Below are 21,349 nucleotides of genomic sequence, written 5' to 3' on the forward strand. Positions count from 1 at the left end.
CGGTCGAGCCCGCACCCCTGTCGGTGTTCCGGGCCCGAATCCGAGCATGCGACGTGGGGAGGCTGTGCGGTGTTCGAACGTGTGGCGATCATCAACCGCGGCGAGGCGGCGATGCGGCTGATCCACGCCGTCCGCGACCTCGCCGCGGAGACCGGCCGGCCGATCCGGACCGTGGCCCTGTTCACCGACGAGGACGAGACGGCGACGTTCGTCCGGGCGGCCGACCTCGCGTACCCGATCGGCCCGGCCGCCGCTCGCCCCTACCTGGACCACGCCGTGCTGGCCCGGGCGCTGGTCGAGACCGGCGCCGACGCGGCCTGGGTGGGCTGGGGCTTCGTGGCCGAGGACCCGGCGTTCGCGGAGCTCTGCGAGAAGCTCGGGGTCACCTTCGTCGGGCCGAGCGCGGAGGCGATGCGCCAGCTCGGTGACAAGATCGGGTCGAAGCTGATCGCCGAGAAGGTGGGCGTGCCGGTCGCGCCGTGGAGCCGCGGCGAGGTGGCCACGCTGGCGGACGCGCTGCGCGCCGGCGACGAGATCGGCTATCCGCTGATGCTCAAGGCGACCGCCGGTGGCGGCGGGCGCGGCATCCGGATGGTCGCCTCGGCCGCCGACCTGACCGACGCGTACGAGCGGACCAGTCAGGAGGCGTTGCGCGCGTTCGGCTCCGGGGTGGTGTTCCTGGAACGCCTGGTCACCGGCGCCCGGCACGTCGAGGTGCAGGTCATCGCGGACGGGCAGGGCACCGCGTGGGCGCTGGGCGTACGGGACTGCTCGGTGCAGCGCCGCAACCAGAAGGTGATCGAGGAGTCGTCGTCGCCGGTGATGAGCCCGGCGCAGGCCGCCGAGCTCAAGGAGTCGGCGGTGCGGCTGGCGCTGGAGGTCGGCTACCGCGGGGCGGGCACGGTCGAGTTCCTCTACCACCCGGGCGACCGGCTGTTCGCGTTCCTGGAGGTCAACACACGGCTGCAGGTCGAGCACCCGATCACCGAGCTGACCACCGGCACCGACCTGGTCCGGCTGCAGCTGCACGTGGCCGCCGGCGGCCGGCTGACCGGCGAGCAGCCGAAGGAGTCCGGGCACGCGGTCGAGGCGCGGCTCAACGCCGAGGACCCGGACCGCGACTTCGCGCCGTCGCCCGGGCGGATCGCCCGGCTCGGTCTGCCGGCCGGCCCGGGCATCCGGGTGGACACCGGGGTCAGCGAGGGCGATCGGATCCCGGCGGCGTTCGACTCGATGATTGCCAAGATCATCGCGTACGGCCGGGACCGCGACCAGGCGCTGGGCCGGTTGCGCCGGGCGATGGCCGACACCACCGTGATCATCGAGGGTGGCGCCACCAACAAGAGTTTCGTGCTCGACCTGCTGGCGCAGCCGGAGGTGATCGACGGCAGCGCCGACACCGGCTGGATCGACCGGGTCCGCGCGCAGGGCCGGCTGGTCGGGCACCGGCACTCGGCGATCGCCCTGGCGGCCGCGGCGATCGAGGCGTACGCCGACGCCGAGCGCGCCGACCGGGACCGGCTGCTGGCCACCGCCCGGGGCGGGCGCCCGCAGGCCCGGCACGAGACCGGCCGCCCGCTGGAGCTCAAGCTGCGCGGCGTCGGCTACCGGGTGCTGGTGGCCCGGGCCGGCACCGACCGGTTCCGGGTCGCGATCAGCGCCGGCTCCGGCGCGGCCCGGCACGCCGAGGTGGTCAGCGAACGGCACGACGAGCACACCGGCCGGCTGACGGTCAACGGGCAGCGCTTCCGGGTGGTGTCGGCGACCCACGGGCCGATCCACACCGTCGAGGTGGACGGGGTGACCCACCGGATCAGCCGGGACGAGGGTGGCGTGGTGCGCGCCCCGGCCCCGGCCCTGGTGGTGGCGACCCCGGTGGCGGTCGGCGACGAGGTGGCCGCGGACGCCCCGATCCTGGTGCTGGAGAGCATGAAGATGGAGAACGTGCTGCGCGCGCCGTTCCGGGCCCGGGTCCGCGAGTGCCGGGTCGCGGTCGGCGGTCAGGTCGAGTCCGGGACGCCGCTGATGCGCCTGGAGCCGATCGGGGGCGAGTCGAGTGGCGCGGCCGAGATCGCGCCGGCGACCGTGGCGATCGAGCTGCCGGAGCAGCCGGACACCCGCGATGACCTGCGGGAGTTGCGCGCGCTGCTGCTCGGCTACGACACCGACCCGGAGCACCGCGAGCGGGCGCTGCGCGGGTACCGGGCGGCCGGCGGGGACCGGCTGCCGGGCGAGCTGGACCTGCTGACGGTCTTCGCCGACCTGCTGGAGTTGAGCCGCAACCGGCCCGGCGCCGACCCGGTGACCGAGCCGGGCGACGCGGTGCACAGCCCGCGCGAGCACTTCCACGGCTACCTGGGCGGCCTCGACGCGGAGCGGGCCGGTCTGCCCGCCGGCTTCCGGGCCCGGCTGGCCCGGGTCTTCGCCCACTACGGCGTGCCGGACCTGGACCGGACAACTCAGTTGGAGGACGCGGTCTTCCGGATCGCCCTGGCCCAGCAGCGGATCCCGGACGCCGAGCCGATCGTCGCCGAGGTGCTGCGGCGCTGGCTGGCCGCGCCCGCGCCGATCGACACCGGCGACGCCGGCCGGGTGCTGGAGCACCTGATCGAGGCCACCCAGGTGCGCTTCCCGGCGCTCGGCGACCTGGCCCGCGGCGTGGTGTTCCGCTGGTTCGCCCAGCCGCTGCTGCGCCGGGCCCGGGCCCGGGTCTACGCCACGGCCCGCGCCGACCTGCGGCACCTGGACCGGCAGCCGGACGCGCCGGACCGCGCCGAGCGGATCGATCGCCTGGTGGCCGGCTCGGAGCCGCTGGTCCGGCTCTTCGGGCAGCGGATCGGACGGCCCGGGCGCGATCATTCCGCGCTGCTGGAGGTGCAGGCGCGACGGCTCTACGGCCCGGGCGAGTTCACCGTGCGGGAGGTGGGCGGACGTCCGTACCAAATCGGAAGTTTGCTGATCTCGGCGGCGTGCACCGTCGACGACCTGGGCGATGTCCTGACCGGGCTGGCCGAGCTGGCCGACGGCGGCGACGCCGACCTGTATGTGGCCTGGCCGGGGCGCCCGGACGCGGACGCGATGGCGCGGCGGCTCGGGATCCTGATCGCCGAGCATTCGGTGGCGCTGCGCCGGATCACCGTCGTGGTCGCGGCGGCCGGCGGCGCGGTGCACCAGCACTTCACGTTCCGGTTCGGGGCCGGCGGCTTCACCGAGGACCGGCTGATCCGGGGCCTGCACCCGCGGCTGGCCGAGCGGCTGCGGCTGCCGCGGCTGAGCGGGTTCGAGCTGACCCGGCTGCCGTCCGCGGACGAGGAGATCACGCTGTTCCGGGCGAGCGCGCGCAGCAACCCGGCCGACGAGCGGCTGGTCGCGACGAACCAGATCCGCGACCTGACCCCGCTGCGCGACGACGCCGGCCGGCTGGTGGCGCTGCCGACGGCCGAGGCGGCGATCGCGTCGAGCCTGGACGCGATCCGCGCGGTGCAGGCGCAGCGGCCGGCGCACCAGCGCTTCGACACGAACCGGATCGTGATGTACGTCTGGCCGCCGGCCGACCTGACCCGCGGCGACCTGGCGGTGCTGCTGCGCCGGATCCTGCCGACGACCGCCGGGGCCGGGCTGGAGGAGATGCTGTTCATCGCGCGCCGGCCGGGCGGCGGTGAGGTGGCGGTGCGGATCGTGCTGGATCCGGGGCAGGGCGCGCGGATCGAGATCGGCGCGCCGGCCGAGGAGCCGGTGGCGGTGCTGGACGGCTATCGGCAGAAGGTGCTGCGGGCGGCGCGGCGCGGGACGGTCTACCCGTACGAGCTGGTCGAGTCGCTCGGCTCGTTCCGCGAGCACGACCTGGACGAGAGCCACGCGCTGGTGCCGGTCGACCGGCCCCGGGGCACCAACACCGCGGCCCTGGTCGCCGGCGTGGTCACCGGCCGTTTCACCCGGGTCGTGCTGCTCGGCGACCCGACGAAATCACTCGGGGCGCTGTCCGAGCCGGAGTGCCGCCGGGTGATCGCCGCGCTGGACCTGGCCGAGGCGATGCGGGTGCCGCTGGAGTGGTACTCGCTCTCCTCGGGCGCCCGGATCTCGATGGACTCCGGCACCGAGAACATGGACTGGGTGGCCGCGGCGCTCAAGCGGATCGTCGAGTTCACCCAGGCCGGCGGCGAGATCAACATCGTGGTGGCCGGGATCAACGTGGGCGCGCAGCCGTACTGGAACGCCGAGGCGACCATGCTGATGCACACCCGGGGCATTCTGATCATGACGCCGGACTCGGCGATGGTGCTGACCGGCAAGCAGTCGCTGGACTTCTCCGGCGGGGTGTCGGCCGAGGACAACTTCGGCATCGGCGGCTACGACCGGGTGATGGGGCCCAACGGGCAGGCGCAATATTGGGCGCCGAACCTGACGGCGGCTCGCGAGCTGCTGCTGGCGCACTACGAGCACACCTACGTCGTGCCCGGTGAGGCCGGTCCGCGCCCGGTGCCGACGGCCGATCCGGTCGCCCGCGACATCACCGACTACCCGCACCTGGTCGACGGCAGCGACTTCACCACCGTCGGCGAGATCTTCTCCGCGACATCAAACCCCGACCGCAAAAAACCCTTCGATATCCGTACGGTCATGAAGGCGCTCGCCGACCAGGACCACACCGTGCTGGAACGCTGGGCCGGAATGGCCGACGCCGAGACCGCGGTCGTGCAGGACGTCCACCTGGGTGGCATCCCGGTCTGTCTGCTCGGCATCGAGTCCCGATCGGTGCCGCGGCGCGGGTTCCCGCCGGCCGACGGGCCGGACACCTACACCGCCGGCACGCTGTTCCCGCAGTCGTCGAAGAAGGCCGCCCGGGCGATCAACACGGCCAGCGGCAACCGGCCCCTGGTCGTGCTGGCCAACCTGTCCGGCTTCGACGGCTCACCGGAATCGATGCGCAAACTGCAGCTGGAGTACGGCGCCGAGATCGGCCGGGCGATCGTCAACTTCTCCGGCCCGATCGTCTTCGTGGTCATCTCCCGCTACCACGGCGGCGCGTTCGTGGTCTTCTCCAAGGCACTGAACCCGAACATGACGGTGCTGGCGCTGGAGGGCTCGTTCGCCTCGGTGCTCGGCGGGGCCCCGGCCGCCGCCGTGGTCTTCACCGGCGAGGTCAACCGGCGCACCGCCAACGATGCGCGGGTCACCGCCCTGCAGGCCGGGGTCGGTGCCGCGACCGGCGCCGAGCGGGCCGAGCGGCAGGTCCGGCTCGCCGAGCTGCGCGCCGCGGTCCGGGCGGAGAAGCTGGGTGCGGTGGCGGCCGAGTTCGACCGGGTGCACAGCATCCAGCGGGCGGTCGAGGTCGGCTCAGTGGACGCGGTGATCCGCGCGAGCGAGCTGCGGCCGCGCGTCATCGCGGCCATCACGGCGGGCCGGTAGGTCCCGGACGGGCCGGTCCGGGCGCTCGTGGCGCAGCACCCGGCCGGCCAGGGCCGCGGCCAGCAGGAACAGGGCGGCCACGGTGAGCCAGGCCGGGCCGTACCCGACATGGTCGGTAATGAGGCCGAGCGGGACCGGACCGGCCACGAAACCGGTGAAGAAGCCCAGCGACAGCAGCGCCGACGACGGGCCGAGCGGCCCACTGCGCCGATCCCGCACGATCAGCACCATGGTGACCGCGTTCGCGCCGACCGCGGTGGCGCCGACCCCGACCGTGCCGGCCCACAGCACGGCCGGGCCGAGCCCGGCGGCGCTCCAGATCAGCACCGCGGAGGCCGCGGCGCCCAGGGCCAGCCGGCGCAGCAGCGGGCTGAGCAGCGGCAGCGCCGCCGCGTGCCGCGACCAGAGCAGGCGCGAGGCGACCCCGGCGACGCCGAGCGCGGCGATCAGCACGGCCGACACGCCCGGGCCCTGATGCAGCCGCTCCTGGCTGTAGAGGGCGGTGAAGGTGGCCACCCCGGACACCCCGCAACCGAGCACCGCCAGGAAGATCATCAGCAGCGCCAGATAGCGGTTGGGCCGGGCCGGGCGCCAGGTGAACGCGCGCCGGGCGATCGGCCGCACCGGCACCGCCCAGCCGGTCGTGACCAGCGCGGCCACCGCCAGCGGCGCCCCGGCCAGCAGCACCGCCCGCCAGCCGGCCACCTCGGTCAGCAGCGGCGCGGCCAGGCCGACGACCAGCGCCGACAGCTGCACCCCGGCCTGTTTGCGGCCGACCGCGCCGGCCCGCTCACCGGGTTCGAGCCGCTCGGTGATCGCCAGGTTGGTGGCCGGGTTGGACATCGCCTGACCGACCCCGCTGAGCATCATCGCGGCCACCAGCCCGGCATAGCCACTGGCCAGCCCCATCAGCAGGAACGCGGTCGCGGCCACGCCGAAGAGGGTGAACAGCGCGGCGCGCGCGCCGATCCGGTCCACCAGGCCGCCGGACCACAGCGACAGCACCGCCGCGGTCGCGAACACCGCGGCGGGCAGCGCGCCCAGCGCGGACCGGGAGATGTCGAACGTCGTGGTGATCTGCGAGCCGACCGCGCCGACCGAGTAGAGCACCGAGGTCGGCAACGCCATCGCCAGGACCAGTGTGGGACCCAGCGTCCGGGCGTGCGCGGCCGTGCTCATTCGGAGGGCCGGCCGGGGGCGATCAGCAGCCGGTCGCCGCGCACCAGCGGCAGGAAGAACTCCAGCACGATCAGGCCGGCCGCCAGCCGCGGGTCGGCGACGCACCGGTCCAGCAGGGTGGCCAGGTCGTCGTGGGTCAGCCGGATGGTCGCCGAGCGCGACACCCGGCTCACCAGCGCCGCGGCGTCGCCGTCCGGGACCGGCGCGTACGGCGGCTCGGTCGGCGCGGCGACCACCTCGACCAGCGGCACGACCGGCACGCCGCCCGGGAAGCGGGCGCCGGGCGCGACCACCGCGGCCCGGATCCCGGCGACCGGCAGCGGGCCGGAGTCGTCCGGGCCGACCGGCAGGCAGGCGGCGCCGCTGAGCCAGATCCCGAGGATCGCCGACAGCAGCTCGGCGCCGCGGCCGGCGGCGACCGCGACCACGTCGCCGGGCTCCACCCCGGCCTCGACCAGGTCCCGGCGGGTCCGCGCGGCGGCGTGCCAGAGCTGGGCGTACGTGTACTGATAGCCACGGTCGTCGACCGCGACCAGGCCCGGGGTCCGCGCGGCGCGGCGGGCGATCACCCGCAGCACCGGTTCACGGGCGGGTGCGGACGGTAGTTGCGGGGCCAGAACGGCCGGGAGCGTGAGCATCGAAGTCACCTTTTCCTCGGACGGGCGCACCAACGGATGCGTCCGACGGTAATCAGGCGCTCAACGAGCGGTACACCCCAGCAGTCGCGGTACCAGGCGCCCCCTAACGACGTCAACGACAGGCAGCCCGCGCCTTCGGCGCGGGCTGCCAGGGTGAATGCGATTCAGCCGGCGCGCTCCCAGCGGCGCGATTCAGGGGTCCGGCGGGATGCCCCGCCCTGCAACGCCCGGGTGATCACCGAGCGGACCGCGGCCCGGGCGGCGCCGTCCAGATCGGCGGCCGTGCCCATCCCCCACACCCGGCGCGCCCCGATCCGGCACTCGGCGTAGACGACCACGTCGTCGCGGCGCGAGTCGGCGGCGCTGACCCCGATCCGGTGCACCTCGTGCACCTGCATGCCCCAGGACGCCAGGTGTTCCTCCAGGTCGCCGAGCGCGTCGGCCCGGCTCGCGCCGACCGCGAAGCCGTCGCCCTGCACGTGCAGGACGGTCGGCACCGGCTTGCGGAACGCGACCGGGACGGTGACGAAGCGCGGCGAGGCGTACTCGTCCAGGAACATCGTGGCGATCTCGGCCGGGGCGATCTCCCGGCCCCGCTCGTCGGCGGCGGCCTGGACCGTGGCGGCGAACTCGATCCGCAGGTCGCGGGGCAGTTCCAGGCCCTGGCGGCTGCTCAGCACGTAGGCCACGCCGCCCTTGCCGGACTGGCTGTTGATCCGGACCACCGACTCGTAGGTACGGCCCACGTCGTGCGGATCCAGCGGCAGGTACGGGATCTCCCAGCGCAACCGGTCCGGGTCGGCGCCCTCGGCGAGCGCCCGGGCCCGTACGTCGAAGCCTTTCTTGATCGCATCTTGATGCGAACCGGAGAACGCGGTGTAGACCATGTCCCCGCCGTAGGGATGCCGCGGGTGCACCGGCATCTCGTTGCACCACTCCACGGTCCGCCGGATCCGGTTCAGGTCGCTCAGGTCCAGCCCCGGGTCGACGCCGTGGGTGTGCAGGTTCAGCGCCAGCGTCACCAGGCAGACGTTGCCGGCCCGCTCGCCGTTGCCGAACAGGCAGCCCTCCACGCGCTGCGCGCCGGCCAGCACCGCGAGCTCGGCCGAGGCGACCCCGGTGCCGCGGTCGTTGTGCGGGTGCACCGACAGGCAGACGTCCTCGCGGCGCGACAGGTTGCGGTCCAGCCACTCGATCTGGTCGGCGAAGACGTTGGGGGTGTTGCGCTCGACCGTGGTCGGGAAGTTCAGCGTGATCGGCCGGTCCGGGCCGGGCTGCCAGACGTCCATCACCGCCTCGCAGACCTCCAGGGAGAAGTCCAGCTCGGTGTCGGCGAACATCTCCGGCGAGTACTGGAAGCCCAGGTCGCAGTCGGCGAGCGTGCGGTCGGCGTACTTCAGGAACAGCCGGGTGCCCTGCACCGCGAGGTCCTTGCACTCCGAGCGGGACAGCCCGAAGACCATCCGGCGGAACTCCGGCGAGGTCGCGTTGTACAGGTGCACGGTCGCCGAGCGGGCGCCGGCCAGGCTCTCCACGGTCTGCCGGATCAGCTCGTCGCGGGCCTGCACCAGCACCGAGATGCGCACGTCGTCCGGGATCAGGTCGCGCTCGATCAGCATCCGCAGGAAGTCGTGGTCGTCCTGGCTGGCCACCGGGAAGCCGACCTCGATCTCGGTGAAGCCCATCTCCACCAGCAGCCGGAACATCGCCAGCTTGCGGTCCGGGGTCATCGGGTTGACCAGCGACTGGTTGCCGTCGCGCAGGTCGGTGCTCAGCCATCGGGGCGCGACGTCGATGGTGCGGGACGGCCAGGCGCGACCGGGAAGGTCGACGGCCGCGGGGCGGACGTAGCGACTGTTGCTCATCACTGGCCGGTCCTCTCGATCCGATCGGGGTCAGGCCCGATCGCCGAAGTACAACGAGTACGAGTACGGGGTCATCAGCACCTGGATCTGGCACGTGTGCAGCTCGCTCAGAACCCGGAAGACCACGGTGATCTCGGGGTACGCGGCGCTCACGCCGAGCCCGGCGAAGTAGTGGTCGCTGTCGAAGACGATCCGGTACGGGCCACGGGCGAGCCGTCCCGTCCCGAAGTCGGCGATGGCGCCGGTCTCGTCGGTCTCGGCGTTGCCCACGGCCTGCCAGCGGCCGTCCACCCCGTGTTCGAGGCGGGCCCGCAGGCCGGCCGCCGGCTTGCCGTAGACGCCGTCCAGAGCCTGAGCCGAGACGCTCATGCCGATCACCTGCCTGTCCGTGCCGCGCGGGGACGGATCCGACCGTGACACCCGCGCGGGGCCGGGCGATCCGGCTCCGATCCCGATGGTGATCGAGGTCGTTATCGAGACGCCTATCGCCGGGTTATCGCCGGGGCTTCGGCCCTTATCGCCGACCCCGATAGCCCCGGCGATGCCGGGACCGTGGTGCGGCGATAACGGGTCGATGAGGGGCGTCCCTAGCGTCATTCCCATCAAGGCGGCGAGCACGACGCCCCGCCGGATCCCACACCCGAAAGAGCAGGTAGAGCCATGCGCAACAACGCCCGCATCGCGTCGGTCAAGGTCGCTTTCGCCATCGTCCTGACGGCCGCTCCGATCGCCGCCGTCTTCGCCGCGGCGAGCACCGGGACGGCGCCGGCGAGCAGCACGGTCAGCGTTCAGTCCGAGGGTGGCGCGGCCGCCGCGGCGACCCCGACCCCGACCGCCTCCACCGACGACACCAAGTGGGGCTGAACGGCGACTGAGCGCCCCCGTGGCGACCTGTGACACCCGGACCGGCCGGCCGGGATCGTCGCGGGACAGCTGCTTCAGATAGTCAGATGATCGGTTAACGCCGCCGCGTCCGGGCCCACCGGATTGTCCGCGGCCGTGTAGGCATCACTGAGCAACCCCAGCACCCGCGCCTCCAACTGCGGCGCGGAGATCGCCCGGAACAGTCCCAGCGAGCGATGCAGATGGACCACCGCCTGCGGCGGATTGCCGAGGGCCATGGCCAGCTCGCCGAGGACCATCGAGACCCGGGCCTCGATCAACCGTTCCGCCGCCGCACAGGCGAGCTCCATCGCCTCCCGTAGCGCCTCGGCGGACTCCGCGAAGGCTCCGGAGCGCAGGTACGCCGTGCCCAGCCCCTGCAACGCGTACGCCTGCCCGACCGGATCGCCCAGCTCGCGCACCACCGTGAGGGCCTGGCGCAGCACGTCGATCGCGGCCTTCACCTCGTCCGCCTGCAGGTGCGTCTCGCCGAGCCGGTGCAGCACCTGCGACTCCACGCGCCGGCTGTTCGCCCGCCGCGCGTAGTCCAGCGCCTCCGGCAGCAGCGTGCGGGCCGCGTCCAGGTCGCCCTGCTCCAGCTTGATCTGCGCGATGCTCTGCAGCACGTAGGCCACCGCGACCAGGTCGTCGCCGGCCCGGAACGTCTCCAGCGCGCGCTGATAGTTCTCGGTCGCCTCGGCGTACCGGCCGCTGAGCCGGTCGATGTAGGCCACGTACCGGCTGACCATCGCGCGGCCGTGCTGATCGCCGACCCGCTGGAACAGCTCGTCGGCGGCGGCCAGCAGGCGCAGCGCCTCCGGGAACCGCTGCTCGCCGATGTGCAGCGAGCCCAATGAATACAGGATCGCGGCCTGTCCGCGCTCGTCGCCGGCCTGCCGGGTGGCCTCCAGGGCGATCTGATGCGTCTCGCGCCAGTCGCTCAGGTAGATCCGCGACTCGAAGAGCGTGACCGCGGTCATCGCCAGGCTCCAGCTGTGCCCGGCCAGCCCGGCCTGCGCGGCCTGACGGACCGCGGCGACGATGGTCAGCCGCTCGCGCTCGAACCAGGGCAGCGGCGGGTCGACCAGCTGGCGCACCTGGCGGGCCGGCAGCTCGTGCAGCGGGGCCTCGGTCTGCACCCGCAGGTAGTCGCCGTACAGGCCGCGGCGCGCCTCCTCGGCCAGGAACAGCAGCGCGCCCAGCACCCGTTGCAGCGCCTGGTCACGCTCCTCCACCGGGTCCTCGGCGACCAGGCACTCGCGGGCGAAGACCCGGATCAGGTCGTGGAAGCGGTACTGCGCGTGCACGCCGCGGCCGTCGCTGCTGGTCTCGATCAGCTGCGCGTCGGCCAGGTCGTCGAGCAGGTCCTGGGCGTCGTGGAAGTCGGTGTCCAGCAGCGCGGCCGCCGCCCAGCCCGAGAAGTGCGGGAAGTCCAGGACGGTGAGCAGCCGGAACAGCCGCTTCGCGTCGTCCTCCAGGTGGTCGTAGGTCAGCGAGATGCTGGCCCGGATCCCCATCCCGCTGTGCTTGAGCTCGTCCAGCCGGCGGGCCTCGTTGGCCAGCCGCTCGACCAGGTGCTCGACGCTCCAGTGCGGGCGCGCGGCCAGCCGGGCGCCGGCGATCCGCAGCGCCAGCGGCAGGTGCCCGCAGAGCTCGGCCAGCTCGGCGGTGGAGTCCGGCTCGGCCTCGATGCGCTCCGCGCCGGCGATCCGGGACAGCAGCTCGGTGGACTGCTCGGGGTTGAACACGTCCACGTCGATGTGCACCGCGCCGGGCAGCCCGGCGAGCCGGCTGCGGCTGGTGATCAGCATCGCCGACTGCGAGGTGCCCGGGACCAGCGGCCGGACCTGGCTCTCCCCGCCGGCGTTGTCGAGCACCACCAGCATCCGGCGGTCGGCCAGCAGCGTGCGGTACAGCTCGGCGCGCTCCTCGATCAGCTCCGGCATCTGGGTGCCGGCCACGCCGAGCGCGCGCAGGAAGCGTTCCAGCACCCGCATCGGGCCGACCTGCTCGGCGTGCCGGCCGTGCAGGTCGGCGAAGAGCTGGCCGTCCGGGTAGCGCGCGGCCAGCCGGTGCGCGGCGTGCACCGCGAGGGTGGTCTTGCCGATCCCCGGCTTGCCGGCCATCACCACCACCGGCACCGCGTACTGCGACGCGTCCTCGGCCAGCCCGAACTGCCCGTGGATGGCCTCGATCTGCTGGCTGCGGCCGGTGAAGTCGGCGATGTCGGTGGGCAGCAGGCAGGGCACCGGCGACGGATTGGGCCCGGCCGCCGGCGCCGCGGACACCGGCGGGGCCAGCGGCACGGCCGGGATCACCGCGGCGACCGGCTCGCGGATCTCCTCCGGGATCGAGGCGATGATCACCGGTGGTGCCGGCGGGGGCACCTGCTCCGGCGGGCGCGGGGTGAGCACCACGGCCGGTTCCGGCAGCGCCAGCTTGGCGTCGCCGGTCAGGATCGCGTGCTCCAGCTGGCGCAGCTCCTCGCCCGGTTCCAGGCCCAGCTCGTCGATGAACAGCCGGCGCGCGCTGCGGTAGGTGTCCAGCGCCTCGGCCTGCCGGCCGGAGCGGTAGAGGGCGAGCATCAGGTGCTCGCGCAGCCGGGCCCGCAGCGGATGCTCGCCGACCAGGGCGCTCAGCTCGTCGATCAGCTCCCGGTGCCGGCCGAGCCGCAGCTCCAGCTCGATGCACTCCTCGGTGGTGGTGAGCCGGCGCTCGGCCAGCCGGTCGGCGGCGCTCTGCACCACCCGGCTCTCGATGCCGTCCAGCGCCGGGCCGCGCCACAGGGTCAGCGCCTGGCGGTACCGCGCGACCGACTCGTCCAGCCGGCGGAACTCGCGCAGCTGCCGGGCCTGGGTCAGGGCGTCCTCGTACCGGTGCAGGTCGAGGCTGCCCTCCGGGATCTGCAGCGAGTACCCCTGGGTACGGGTGATGATGGCGTCCGGATAGCCGTGGCCGGCGAACAGCCGGCGCAGCGCCGAGATGCAGATCTGCACCTGGACCCGCGAGGTGGACGGCAGGTCGTCGCCGTACAGGGCCTCCATCAGCCGGGTCACCCGGATCACCCGGCTCGCCTCGAGCGCCAGCGTGGCGAGAATGATCTGCTGCCGCTGGCCGCCGAGCTCGATGCTCTGCTCGCCGATCAGCACCTCGAGGATTCCCAGGATGAGAATCTGCACGTGCGCCTCCTTGTGGGGGTCGCGCGTCGTGGGTCTTCCGGCGTACTCGGTGTAGTGGAACCGTGCCCCTGTGCCGACCGGCTCGTGGCTGTCAGGGACAGCCGGGCACGCCAGAAATCCCCCGCATGGATGGGAGGCTATGCAATCGGTGGGCCGCCGCGCTACCCGCAGTGATTGACGGAGGTCCGACCTTCGACCACTAAGAATTACCCGGTCAACCTCTTGCGATACCGACCGGTAACTCCGTTATGCAGCTGGATGCATGATCGATGCCGATATCGGGCCGTTGTGCACTCGCAGTGCAGGTTTGTCACCGGGTGCCCGCGGTCTCCCGGACCCGGGCCGGGCGCACCGGCGCGCTCACCGGGACCACGATCGCGGTCAGGATCAGCCCCTGCTCGACCATCCAGCGCCCGGAGAACCCGGTCAGCCGGCGACCGGCCACCCGGGGCCCGACCACCAGCAGCCGCGCGTCGAACCCGCCGGTGGACGCGCCGGCCGACCCCGGGCGCAGCGTGACCACCGCGTCGTCGAAGTCCAGCCACCGCTGCGCCAGCGGGAACCACGACTTGTAGACCGCCTCCTTGGCGCAGAACAGCATCCGGTCCCAGCGGATCTCCGGCCGGGCCTCGAGCAGCTCCGCGACGTGCACCCGCTCGTCGGGCAGCGCCACCGACTCCAGCACGCCGTTGGTCAGCGGCTCGTTGGGCTCCGCGTCGATCCCGACCGTGGTGATCTTCGAGTCGGCGGCGACCACCACACCCCGGTAACCGGCGCAGTGGGTGATCGTGCCGACCACCCCGGCCGGCCAGAGCGGCTCGTTGAGCCGGCCGGCCAGGATCGGCTGCGGCGGCACCCCGAGACGGGCCAGCGCGGCGCGCGCGCAGTGCCGGGCGGTGGTGAACTCGCGGCGGCGCTTCTCGATCGCCTTGGCCACGATGCTCTCCTCCTCGGGCAGCAGCGTCGCGTCCGGCGGGTCGTCGAAGGTGTCGACCGCGACCACGTCGGCGGGAAGGATTGTCTCGATCATGATGTCCCCGCAGTGGCTCGGTGGGTCCTCGGGCATCTGCACCGATGTCGATGGATCCGGCATCGTTGCCTGGTGGCTCCATCGTAGGTTCGCGATGACCGGCGGCGATATCACGGCGCGGGCATTCACGGGCCGTGCGCGCCCGGATAAGGGAGTATCGGTGGATCTAAGGGGTCGTGACGCACCGTAGCCGGACCCGGCCGCCCCCGCCACCCCTGTCCACCGCTTGCGAGCAGGGCAGGGGTTGCCGGCCGGGGTGCGTGAGCGCCGCCACTGGGGTGTACGCCCCGTCGATGCCGAGCCTAACTTCATCGGTACCGGTTGCCGACGCCCACGAAGCCTTGGAGGCCTACCCCGATGACCGCGACCACTCTGGACAGCAGCCTGTGGCTGCGCAGCTATCACCCGACCGACGTGGCCCCGATCCGGCTGCTGTGCCTGCCGTACGCCGGCGGGTCCGCCTCCTACTACTTCCCGGTCTCCCGGGCCCTCTCGCCGCGGGTCGAGGTGCTCGCGGTGCAGTACCCCGGCCGCCAGGACCGCCGCGGCGAGCCCGGCATCGGCACCCTGCAGGACCTGGCCCGCGACGTGTACGACCAGATCCGCTACCACGAGGACGACCGCCCGCTGGCGCTGTTCGGGCACAGCATGGGCGCCTCGGTGGCGTTCGAGGTGGCCCGGCTGCTGGAGGCCGACGGCGCCACCCCCGCGCACCTGTTCGTCTCCGGCCGCCGCGCGCCGTCGCAGTTCCGCGACGAGCGGGTGCACCTGCAGAACGACGCCGGGCTGATCGCCGAGATGCGCCGGCTCGACGGCACCGGCGGCGGCCTGCTCGACGACCCGGACGTGCTGCGCATGGTGCTCGGCGTGATCCGCAACGACTACCGGGCCGCGGAGACCTACCGCTGGACGCCCGGCCCCGGGCTGCACTGCCCGATCACCGCGCTCACCGGCGGCGGCGACCCGAAGGTCACCCTGGCCGAGGCGGCCGCCTGGCGCGACCACACCAACGCCGCGTTCGACCTGCGCGTCTTCGACGGCGGGCACTTCTATCTCAACTCCCACCAGGCCGAGGTGCTGGACACGATCCGGACGGCCCTGACCCCCGCACCTCGCCGATAAGCGAGTGCCACGACGGCGTGCCGCGCTCACGAGGCCATGGCACGCGGAACGGCCCGGACTCCACCGAGTCCGGGCCGTCCGTCTGTCTCACGCCGTCGGGGCGAGGCTGGCGTCCAGGTTCGCCGGCAGGTCACTGCGGCGAGAAACATTCAATTTCCGGTACGTACGGGTCAGGTGCTGCTCCACCGTGCTCGTGGTGATGTACAGCTTGTCGGCGATCTCCCGGTTCGTGTAGCCGACCGCGGCCAGCGCCGCCACCCGGCGCTCGGCGTCACTGAGCATCGCCGCGGCACCCCCGGCCACCGCCGTCTGGGCGGTCTCGCCGGACTCCCACTCCTCGTCCTGCGACAGTGCCCGCCGCAGCGGCGCCGCCTCGCAGCCCTCGGCCAGCGCCCGGGCCCGGTGCCCGATCATGCCGGCCCGGCGGGACTCGCCGAGCGCCTGGTAGGCCTGCGCCAGGTCGGCCAGGGTGCGGGCCAGCTCGTATAGGTCGCCGCTGTTCTGCAGCAGGTCGGCGGCCTGGCGCAGCAGCATCGGCCGGTGCCGGGCCTGCTCGGTCGCGGCCAGCAGCCGCAGGCCGACACCCTGCGCCCGGGGCATCTGCCCGGTGCACCGGGCCAACTGCTCCTCGGCCAGCTTGCGGGCCTGCAGCGGGCGGCCCATCCGCAGGTTCGCCTCGGCGGCGTCCGAACGCCAGGCGACCAGGCCGGGCGCGTCCACCCCCCAGGCGCTCATCAGGTCGCCGCAGCGCTGGAAGTCGCGCAGGGCCAGCGCCGGGTGGTCGGTGGCCAGGCTGTAACGGCCCCGGGCCTGCAGGTAGTGCAGGCCGTACCGGGTCTGGAACATCGCCTCGGGCACCGGCTGGTCGAGCTGCTCGCGCACGTCGTCGAACTCGCCCATCGCGATCGACGCGATGATCAGCAGCGACAGCGGGTGCCCGATCGCGACCCCCCAGCTGGCCGGCGGCATGATCTCCAGCGCGGTCCGGGCGTAGCGCGCCGCGCCGGCCAGGTTGCCGGTGCGGACCGCCACCTCGGCGCGGACCACGGCCAGGCGGGCCTGCCGGCTGGGCGCGCGGCGGGTGTACGCCTCCTCGACGAACATGTCGGCCCAGCCGGCCGCCTTGTCGGCGTGCCCGGCGTAGGTCAGCGCCAGCAGCGAGCTCTCCACGGTGTCCAGGGACATCTCGTCGAGCCGGGACCCGCGCAGGATCCGCTCCAGGGTGTCGCCCAGGTCCGGCCCGGGGCTGGAGCTGATCACCGAGGAGAGCGCCCGGGCCGCGGCCAGCCGGCGACTGGCCGAGACCGTGTCGACGGTCGCGGTGGTCTTCGGCAGGCGGGCCACGAACGGCGCGTACGTGCAGCGCAGCCACGGCCGGGTGGCGGCCAGCTCGGCCGCGGTGTCCGGGTCCAGCTCGGCGCCGTTGGCGGCGAGGTGGTCGAGCACGTGCTCGGCGTCGCGGAACTGCCCGTGCCAGAGCAGCGCCTTGGCCAGCACGATCGCGTCGCTGCCGCGCAGCACGCCCTTGTCCAGCGCGCCGGTCAGCTCGGGCAGATACCCCGCCGAGGTGCTCGGGTTGATCCGCCACTCGGCGCGGACCAGCGTGGTCATGATGCGCACCCGGTGCCGGTCGTCGGTGCAGGCCTTCCAGGCGAGCTTGAGGTAGCGCACCGCGGCCTCGACCCGGCCCTCGCGCAGCGCCTGGCGGGCCGCGTCCTCCAGCACGCTCACGCCCCAGCTCTCCTGGACCTCGCTCGCGGCGTTGACCAGGTGCTCGGCGACCACCCGGGTGGAGGCGCCGCGGTCGTAGGTGAGCACCGCGGCCCGCCGGTGCAGCTCGGCGCGCTGCTCCTGGTGGACGTCGGCGAGCACCGCCGCGCGGGCCGCCGGGTTCCGGAACGCGCCCATGCCGAGCAGGCCGGCCGTGGTCAGCGCGCGGACGGTCTGGGCCACCTGCTGGGGGTCCAGGCCGATCAGCCGGTCCAGGCTCTCCGGGTCGTCCAGCACGGCGATGCCGCGGGCCACCTCGAGCAGCCGGTCCTCGCCGCGGTAGAGGCACGACATCACGGCCGCGCCGTAACCGTCGCCGGCGACCGCGTCGGCCGGCTCGGCGCCGGTCTCGGCCAGTGCCTGCCGGTGGTCCGCGACCAGGCCCTCGACCAGCAGCGGGTTGCCGCCGCTGAGCTGGTGCCAGCGGCCGGCCAGCCGGTCGGCGACCTCGGCGCCGGCCAGCTGCTCGGCGAGCTGCCGGACACCGTCGCCGCTGAGCGGCTCCAGGTGGATCCGGTTGCCCGAGCCGGGCCGGACCAGCTCGGTCTGCCAGGCCGGGTCGCCGGCGGCGCCGAACGTGCTGCGGCTGAAGACCACCAGCACCTTGGCGAGCCGGGCGCGGCGGGCCAGGTAGGACAGGCAGACCAGGGAGGCCCGGTCGGCGTGCTGCACGTCGTCGACCAGCAGCGCCAGCGGGAACCGCTCGGCCAGCTCCAGCAGGATGGTGCACAGGCCGTGGATGACCTGCGGGTCGAGGTGCGCGCCCGGGCCGGCCGCCAGCACCGCCCTGGTGCCCTCCAGCAGCAGGCTCATCGCCCGGTCCCGGTCGTCGGCGGGCAGTGGCGCGTCGTGGAAGAGCTGGCCGAGCAGGGCGAGCGGCAGGTCCCGCTCGACCGCCGAGCCGGTCGCCGTGACGGCCAGCGCGCCGCGCTCGATCGACCGGTCGGCGAGCAGGTTCAGCAGCTCGCTCTTGCCGGTCGCGACGGTGCCGGTGACCAGCGCCACCCGCCCCCGCCCGGCAACCGCGTCGGCCAGGAGCTCGTCGAGGCAGTCCAGGGCCTCATCGCGCTCGATCAGTCCCATGATGGACCTCCCTGTCGGATCCCCGTTCCCCGGCGGGCGAACCCGCTCCGCCGGGGAGGCGACCGGACATCCCGGTTGCCTGACACCACTGTCCGGCGAGCCGTTATCGGGCCGCCTTCGTGCCCTTATCGCCGGGCCGAACAGCAGGTCAGAGCGGTCAGGACGGGGTCGGGTAGGCGGGGATCTCGATGCCGTTGGCGGCCTTGTGCAGCGGCGCCATCATCGCCGCCATCATCCGGTCGCGGCCGGGCAGCCGGGACATCACGCCCAGCATCACCATCGACATGCGCACCTGGCCGGCGCTGCTCAGCACCATCCGCTTGACGTTGGCCGGGCCGAGCTTCTGGTTGCGCTCGGCGAACGGGCGCATCCGGGCCTCGTACGCCGGGAAGGCCTTGGTGTGGTCGCCGCCGGCCGCGGCCAGCTCGCCGGCCAGCAGATAGGCCCCGACCAGCGCGAGGCTGGTGCCCTGGCCGGAGGCCGGGGAGGCGCAGTGCGCGGCGTCGCCGATCAGCGCGACCGGGCCGGCCGACCAGCTGTCCAGCCGCACCTGCAGCATCCGGTCGTAGTAGAGGTCGCCGGCGTCGGCCGCCGCCTCCAGCAGGCGCGGCACCTCCCAGCCCTGATCCGCGTACGCCTCGCGCAGCGCGCGCCGCGGGTCGCTCTCGTCGACGCCCTCGGGCGCCTCGAAGAGGAACATCGCCTTGGCCGCGGGGGCGCCGGCGGTGCTGTAGACCAGCGTGGTGCGGCCGGGGCTGACGTAGGTCAGCTCCTCACGGTCCAGGTTCAGGTGGTTGGGGACCGAGGCGATGGCGACCCGGTAACCCATGTCGGTGACGAAGCCGGCCTCCGGGCCGAAGGCCAGCGCCCGGGTCCGCGAGTGGACGCCGTCGGCGCCGACGATCAGGTCGAACGTGCCGGTGCGGCCGCTGTCGAAGGTGACCTGATGGCCGTCGATCGCGGCGATCGCATCGCCGAACCGATAGTCCACCTCGTCCTTGGTCAGGTCGAACAGCAGGCGGGTCAGGTCGCCGCGCAGGATCTCCGCGTCGGCCTCCTCGCGGCCGCCGAAGGCGTCACCGTTCATGCTGGCGACCCGCTTGCCGGTGCGGTCGACGACGGCGCCCGAGCGCACGTCGGTGCGCCGCTCGCGGATCGCCTCCAGCAGCCCGGCCCGGCGCACCACCTCCAGCGCGGCACCGCGGATGTCCACCTTGTAGCCGCCGTCGCGCAGGGCATCCGCCCGCTCGACGACCGTCGGAGTGAAGCCGTGGCGGCGCAACCAGTACGCCAGGGTGACGCCGGCGACACCGGCACCGGAGATGAGGACCGTCTTCGTCATGCCTGGAATCATACGCACGTGTTAGACGTTTGTGCAAGACGTTCGTACGAGCATTGTGGACGTCGATGGAACGCACGGACGGCCCGGAGGGGGAATCCGGGCCGTCCGCAGTCTGGGGTGGCATCATCAGTTACCGGCGACCGCGTACTCCTCTCGGCTGTCCTCGACCTCAGCCAGCTCCCCGGCCGGCTTCGGAGCGTCCTTGACGTGGCGCAGCGCCACCACCGCGAGCACCGCGCCGACCACCATCAGCAGCGTCGCGACCAGGGCGGCCACGTGCATCTCCTGCACGAAGGCCCCGTGCGCCTTGGCGATCAGCTGCTCGGCGGCCTGGGCGGGCAGGTCGCGGGCCGCGGCAACGGCCCCGCCCAGCGTCTCCCGGGCCGAGTCCGGCAGCACACCGGCCATCTGCCGGCCGTAGATCGCGCTGCCGATGCTGCCCAGCACCGCGACACCGATCGCGCCACCGAGCTCCTGCCCGGTCTGCAGCACGGCCGAGGCGGCGCCGGCCTTCTCCGGCGGCGCGGTGGCCACCACCATCTCGGTGATCATGGTCATCACCACGGCCAGGCCGGCGGAGAGCGCCACCAGGCCGGAGAGCAGGACCGGCAGACCGTCCGCGACCGGCGTGAAGGTGACCGTGAAGAAGCCGGCCGCGGCCAGCGCGAACCCACCGGCCACCACGTACGCCGGGCGGACCACCCGGACGATCGCGGTCGCGATCGGCACCGCCACGCCCACCGCGATGGTGCCCGGGATGGTCCAGAGCGCGGCCCGGAACGGGCTGAGCCCCAGCACCGTCTGCAGGTACTGCGTGCTGAACAGGGAGAAGCCGATCATGCCGAACAGCGCGATCAGGTTGATCGCGATCGAGGCGCCGTAACCCCGCTGGCGGAACAGCGACAGGTCGATCATCGGGTCGGCGATCACCTTCTGCCGGCGCACGAACACCACACCGAGCACCAGGCCGATCACCGCGGAGGCGACCGGGATCGGCTCGAGGCCGTAGATCGCGATCCGCTTCAGGCCGTAGATCACCGGCAGCACCGTGCCCAGCGAGAGCGCCGCGCTGACCAGGTCGAACCGGGGCGCGCCGGGCACCTTGAACTCCGGCAGCAGCACCGGGCCGAGCACCACCAGCAGCGCCATCACCGGCACGTTGATGATGAAGACCGAGCCCCACCAGAAGTTGTCCAGCAGCAGGCCGCCGATGATCGGGCCGAGGGCGGCGCCCGCGGCCATGCCACCGGACCAGGCCGCCACCGCGGTGCGGCGCTGCGTCTGGTCGTGGAAGAGGTTGCGGATCAGGGCCAGGGTCGAGGGCATCAGGGTGGCGCCGGCGATGCCCATCGCGGCGCGGGCGGCGATGAACGCCTCCGCCGAGTCCGCGTACGAGGCGATCAGCGATCCGACGCCGAAGAACAGCGCACCGGCCAGCAGCAGCCGCCGCCGGCCGATCTTGTCCCCCAGGGTGCCCATGGTCAGTAGCAGACCGGCCAGCACAAACGCGTAGATGTCGACCATCCACAGTTGCTGGGCGCCGGTCGGCCCCAGTTCCGCGCTCATGGCCGGCAGTGCGTAGTAGAGCACCGTCAGGTCCATCGAGACCAGCAGAACCGGAAGCAGCAGTACGACGAGGGCAAGCCATTCCTTGCGGCCGGCCTTCGCCTGAAGTGCCTCAGTTTCGGTCATGCGACAAAGGTAGGAAGAATAGCTCCGGCGCGTCCATAGCCGCTGGGGCCTTTTGCATTCAATTAGGGGTTCCGAACCACGAACAGGGGTTCCCCCTAGCGCGTCAATGGGCTGGTCAACCCGGTAGGGGTTGGTCGCGACGGACACCCTCAATAGCG

General features: G+C 73.2%; 12 protein-coding genes. 3 read left to right on the forward strand and 9 right to left on the reverse strand.

What is annotated here, in order from left to right:
• Positions 1–69 precede the first annotated feature (69 nt).
• Positions 70–5,409, forward strand: a complete 5,340-nt coding sequence (locus L3i22_RS41345; RefSeq protein ID WP_221322881.1) for a carboxyl transferase domain-containing protein — start codon at positions 70–72, stop codon at positions 5,407–5,409.
• Here the strand turns inward: L3i22_RS41345 and L3i22_RS41350 are convergent.
• From L3i22_RS41350 to L3i22_RS41365, 4 genes are all read right to left on the reverse strand, one after another.
• A complete protein-coding gene (locus tag L3i22_RS41350; protein WP_221322882.1) occupies positions 5,338–6,588 on the reverse strand; it encodes an MFS transporter in 1,251 nt (416 codons plus the stop codon). The two genes, L3i22_RS41345 and L3i22_RS41350, sit on opposite strands and share 72 nt — an antisense overlap.
• The gene (locus tag L3i22_RS41355; protein ID WP_221322883.1) at positions 6,585–7,226 is read right to left on the reverse strand and encodes an AMP-binding protein; all 642 of its coding nucleotides are present in this window, start codon (positions 7,224–7,226) and stop codon (positions 6,585–6,587) included. The genes L3i22_RS41350 and L3i22_RS41355 overlap by 4 nt, the downstream gene beginning before the upstream one ends.
• A gap of 164 nt (positions 7,227–7,390) precedes the next feature.
• Complete coding sequence (locus L3i22_RS41360; protein ID WP_221322884.1) at positions 7,391–9,091, reverse strand: 2-isopropylmalate synthase; 1,701 nt, start codon at positions 9,089–9,091, stop codon at positions 7,391–7,393.
• Between the two features lie 30 nt (positions 9,092–9,121).
• A complete protein-coding gene (locus L3i22_RS41365) occupies positions 9,122–9,460 on the reverse strand; it encodes a hydroxyisourate hydrolase (protein WP_221322885.1) in 339 nt (112 codons plus the stop codon).
• Between the two features lie 291 nt (positions 9,461–9,751).
• Between L3i22_RS41365 and L3i22_RS41370 the strand changes: the two genes are divergently transcribed.
• Positions 9,752–9,955: a hypothetical protein gene (locus tag L3i22_RS41370; RefSeq protein ID WP_221322886.1), complete on the forward strand. Its 204-nt coding sequence runs from the start codon at positions 9,752–9,754 to the stop codon at positions 9,953–9,955.
• A 74-nt stretch (positions 9,956–10,029) separates the two neighbouring features.
• On the opposite strand, the gene L3i22_RS41375 is transcribed toward L3i22_RS41370, so the two are convergent.
• Together L3i22_RS41375 and L3i22_RS41380 are read right to left on the reverse strand one after the other, a co-directional pair.
• Positions 10,030–13,152, reverse strand: a complete 3,123-nt coding sequence (locus tag L3i22_RS41375; protein WP_221322887.1) for a BTAD domain-containing putative transcriptional regulator — start codon at positions 13,150–13,152, stop codon at positions 10,030–10,032.
• A 310-nt stretch (positions 13,153–13,462) separates the two neighbouring features.
• On the reverse strand, positions 13,463–14,182 hold the full coding sequence (locus L3i22_RS41380) for a 4'-phosphopantetheinyl transferase (RefSeq protein ID WP_221322888.1): 720 nt from the start codon (positions 14,180–14,182) through the stop codon (positions 13,463–13,465).
• A 357-nt stretch (positions 14,183–14,539) separates the two neighbouring features.
• On the opposite strand from L3i22_RS41380, the gene L3i22_RS41385 reads away from it, so the two are divergent.
• Positions 14,540–15,304 carry a thioesterase II family protein gene (locus tag L3i22_RS41385; RefSeq protein ID WP_221322889.1) on the forward strand — a complete coding sequence of 255 codons (765 nt, stop codon included), beginning with the start codon at positions 14,540–14,542 and terminating at the stop codon, positions 15,302–15,304.
• Between the two features lie 87 nt (positions 15,305–15,391).
• Here the strand turns inward: L3i22_RS41385 and L3i22_RS41390 are convergent, their stop codons facing one another.
• The 3 genes from L3i22_RS41390 to L3i22_RS41400 all read right to left on the reverse strand — a co-directional run bounded on the left by L3i22_RS41390 (position 15,392) and on the right by L3i22_RS41400 (position 21,191).
• Positions 15,392–18,157, reverse strand: a complete 2,766-nt coding sequence (locus L3i22_RS41390) for a LuxR family transcriptional regulator (RefSeq protein ID WP_221322890.1) — start codon at positions 18,155–18,157, stop codon at positions 15,392–15,394.
• 157 nt (positions 18,158–18,314) lie between these two features.
• Positions 18,315–19,499: an FAD-dependent monooxygenase gene (locus L3i22_RS41395; RefSeq protein WP_221322891.1), complete on the reverse strand. Its 1,185-nt coding sequence runs from the start codon at positions 19,497–19,499 to the stop codon at positions 18,315–18,317.
• A gap of 126 nt (positions 19,500–19,625) precedes the next feature.
• Complete coding sequence (locus L3i22_RS41400; protein WP_221322892.1) at positions 19,626–21,191, reverse strand: MFS transporter; 1,566 nt, start codon at positions 21,189–21,191, stop codon at positions 19,626–19,628.
• Positions 21,192–21,349 lie beyond the last annotated feature (158 nt).

The sequence above is a fragment of the Actinoplanes sp. L3-i22 genome, assembly GCF_019704555.1.
GTDB lineage: Bacteria > Actinomycetota > Actinomycetes > Mycobacteriales > Micromonosporaceae > Actinoplanes.

What these genes read in the sequence shown, in the direction of transcription:
- L3i22_RS41350 (WP_221322882.1), bottom strand. Translation starts at nt 6,588, where the DNA reads ATGAGCACGGCCGCGCACGCCCGGACGCTGGGTCCCACACTGGTCCTG.
- L3i22_RS41355 (WP_221322883.1), bottom strand. Translation starts at nt 7,226, where the DNA reads ATGCTCACGCTCCCGGCCGTTCTGGCCCCGCAACTACCGTCCGCACCC.
- L3i22_RS41360 (WP_221322884.1), bottom strand. Translation starts at nt 9,091, where the DNA reads ATGAGCAACAGTCGCTACGTCCGCCCCGCGGCCGTCGACCTTCCCGGT.
- L3i22_RS41365 (WP_221322885.1), bottom strand. Translation starts at nt 9,460, where the DNA reads ATGAGCGTCTCGGCTCAGGCTCTGGACGGCGTCTACGGCAAGCCGGCG.
- L3i22_RS41370 (WP_221322886.1), top strand. Translation starts at nt 9,752, where the DNA reads ATGCGCAACAACGCCCGCATCGCGTCGGTCAAGGTCGCTTTCGCCATC.
- L3i22_RS41380 (WP_221322888.1), bottom strand. Translation starts at nt 14,182, where the DNA reads ATGATCGAGACAATCCTTCCCGCCGACGTGGTCGCGGTCGACACCTTC.
- L3i22_RS41385 (WP_221322889.1), top strand. Translation starts at nt 14,540, where the DNA reads ATGACCGCGACCACTCTGGACAGCAGCCTGTGGCTGCGCAGCTATCAC.
- L3i22_RS41390 (WP_221322890.1), bottom strand. Translation starts at nt 18,157, where the DNA reads ATGGGACTGATCGAGCGCGATGAGGCCCTGGACTGCCTCGACGAGCTC.
- L3i22_RS41395 (WP_221322891.1), bottom strand. Translation starts at nt 19,499, where the DNA reads ATGACGAAGACGGTCCTCATCTCCGGTGCCGGTGTCGCCGGCGTCACC.
- L3i22_RS41400 (WP_221322892.1), bottom strand. Translation starts at nt 21,191, where the DNA reads ATGACCGAAACTGAGGCACTTCAGGCGAAGGCCGGCCGCAAGGAATGG.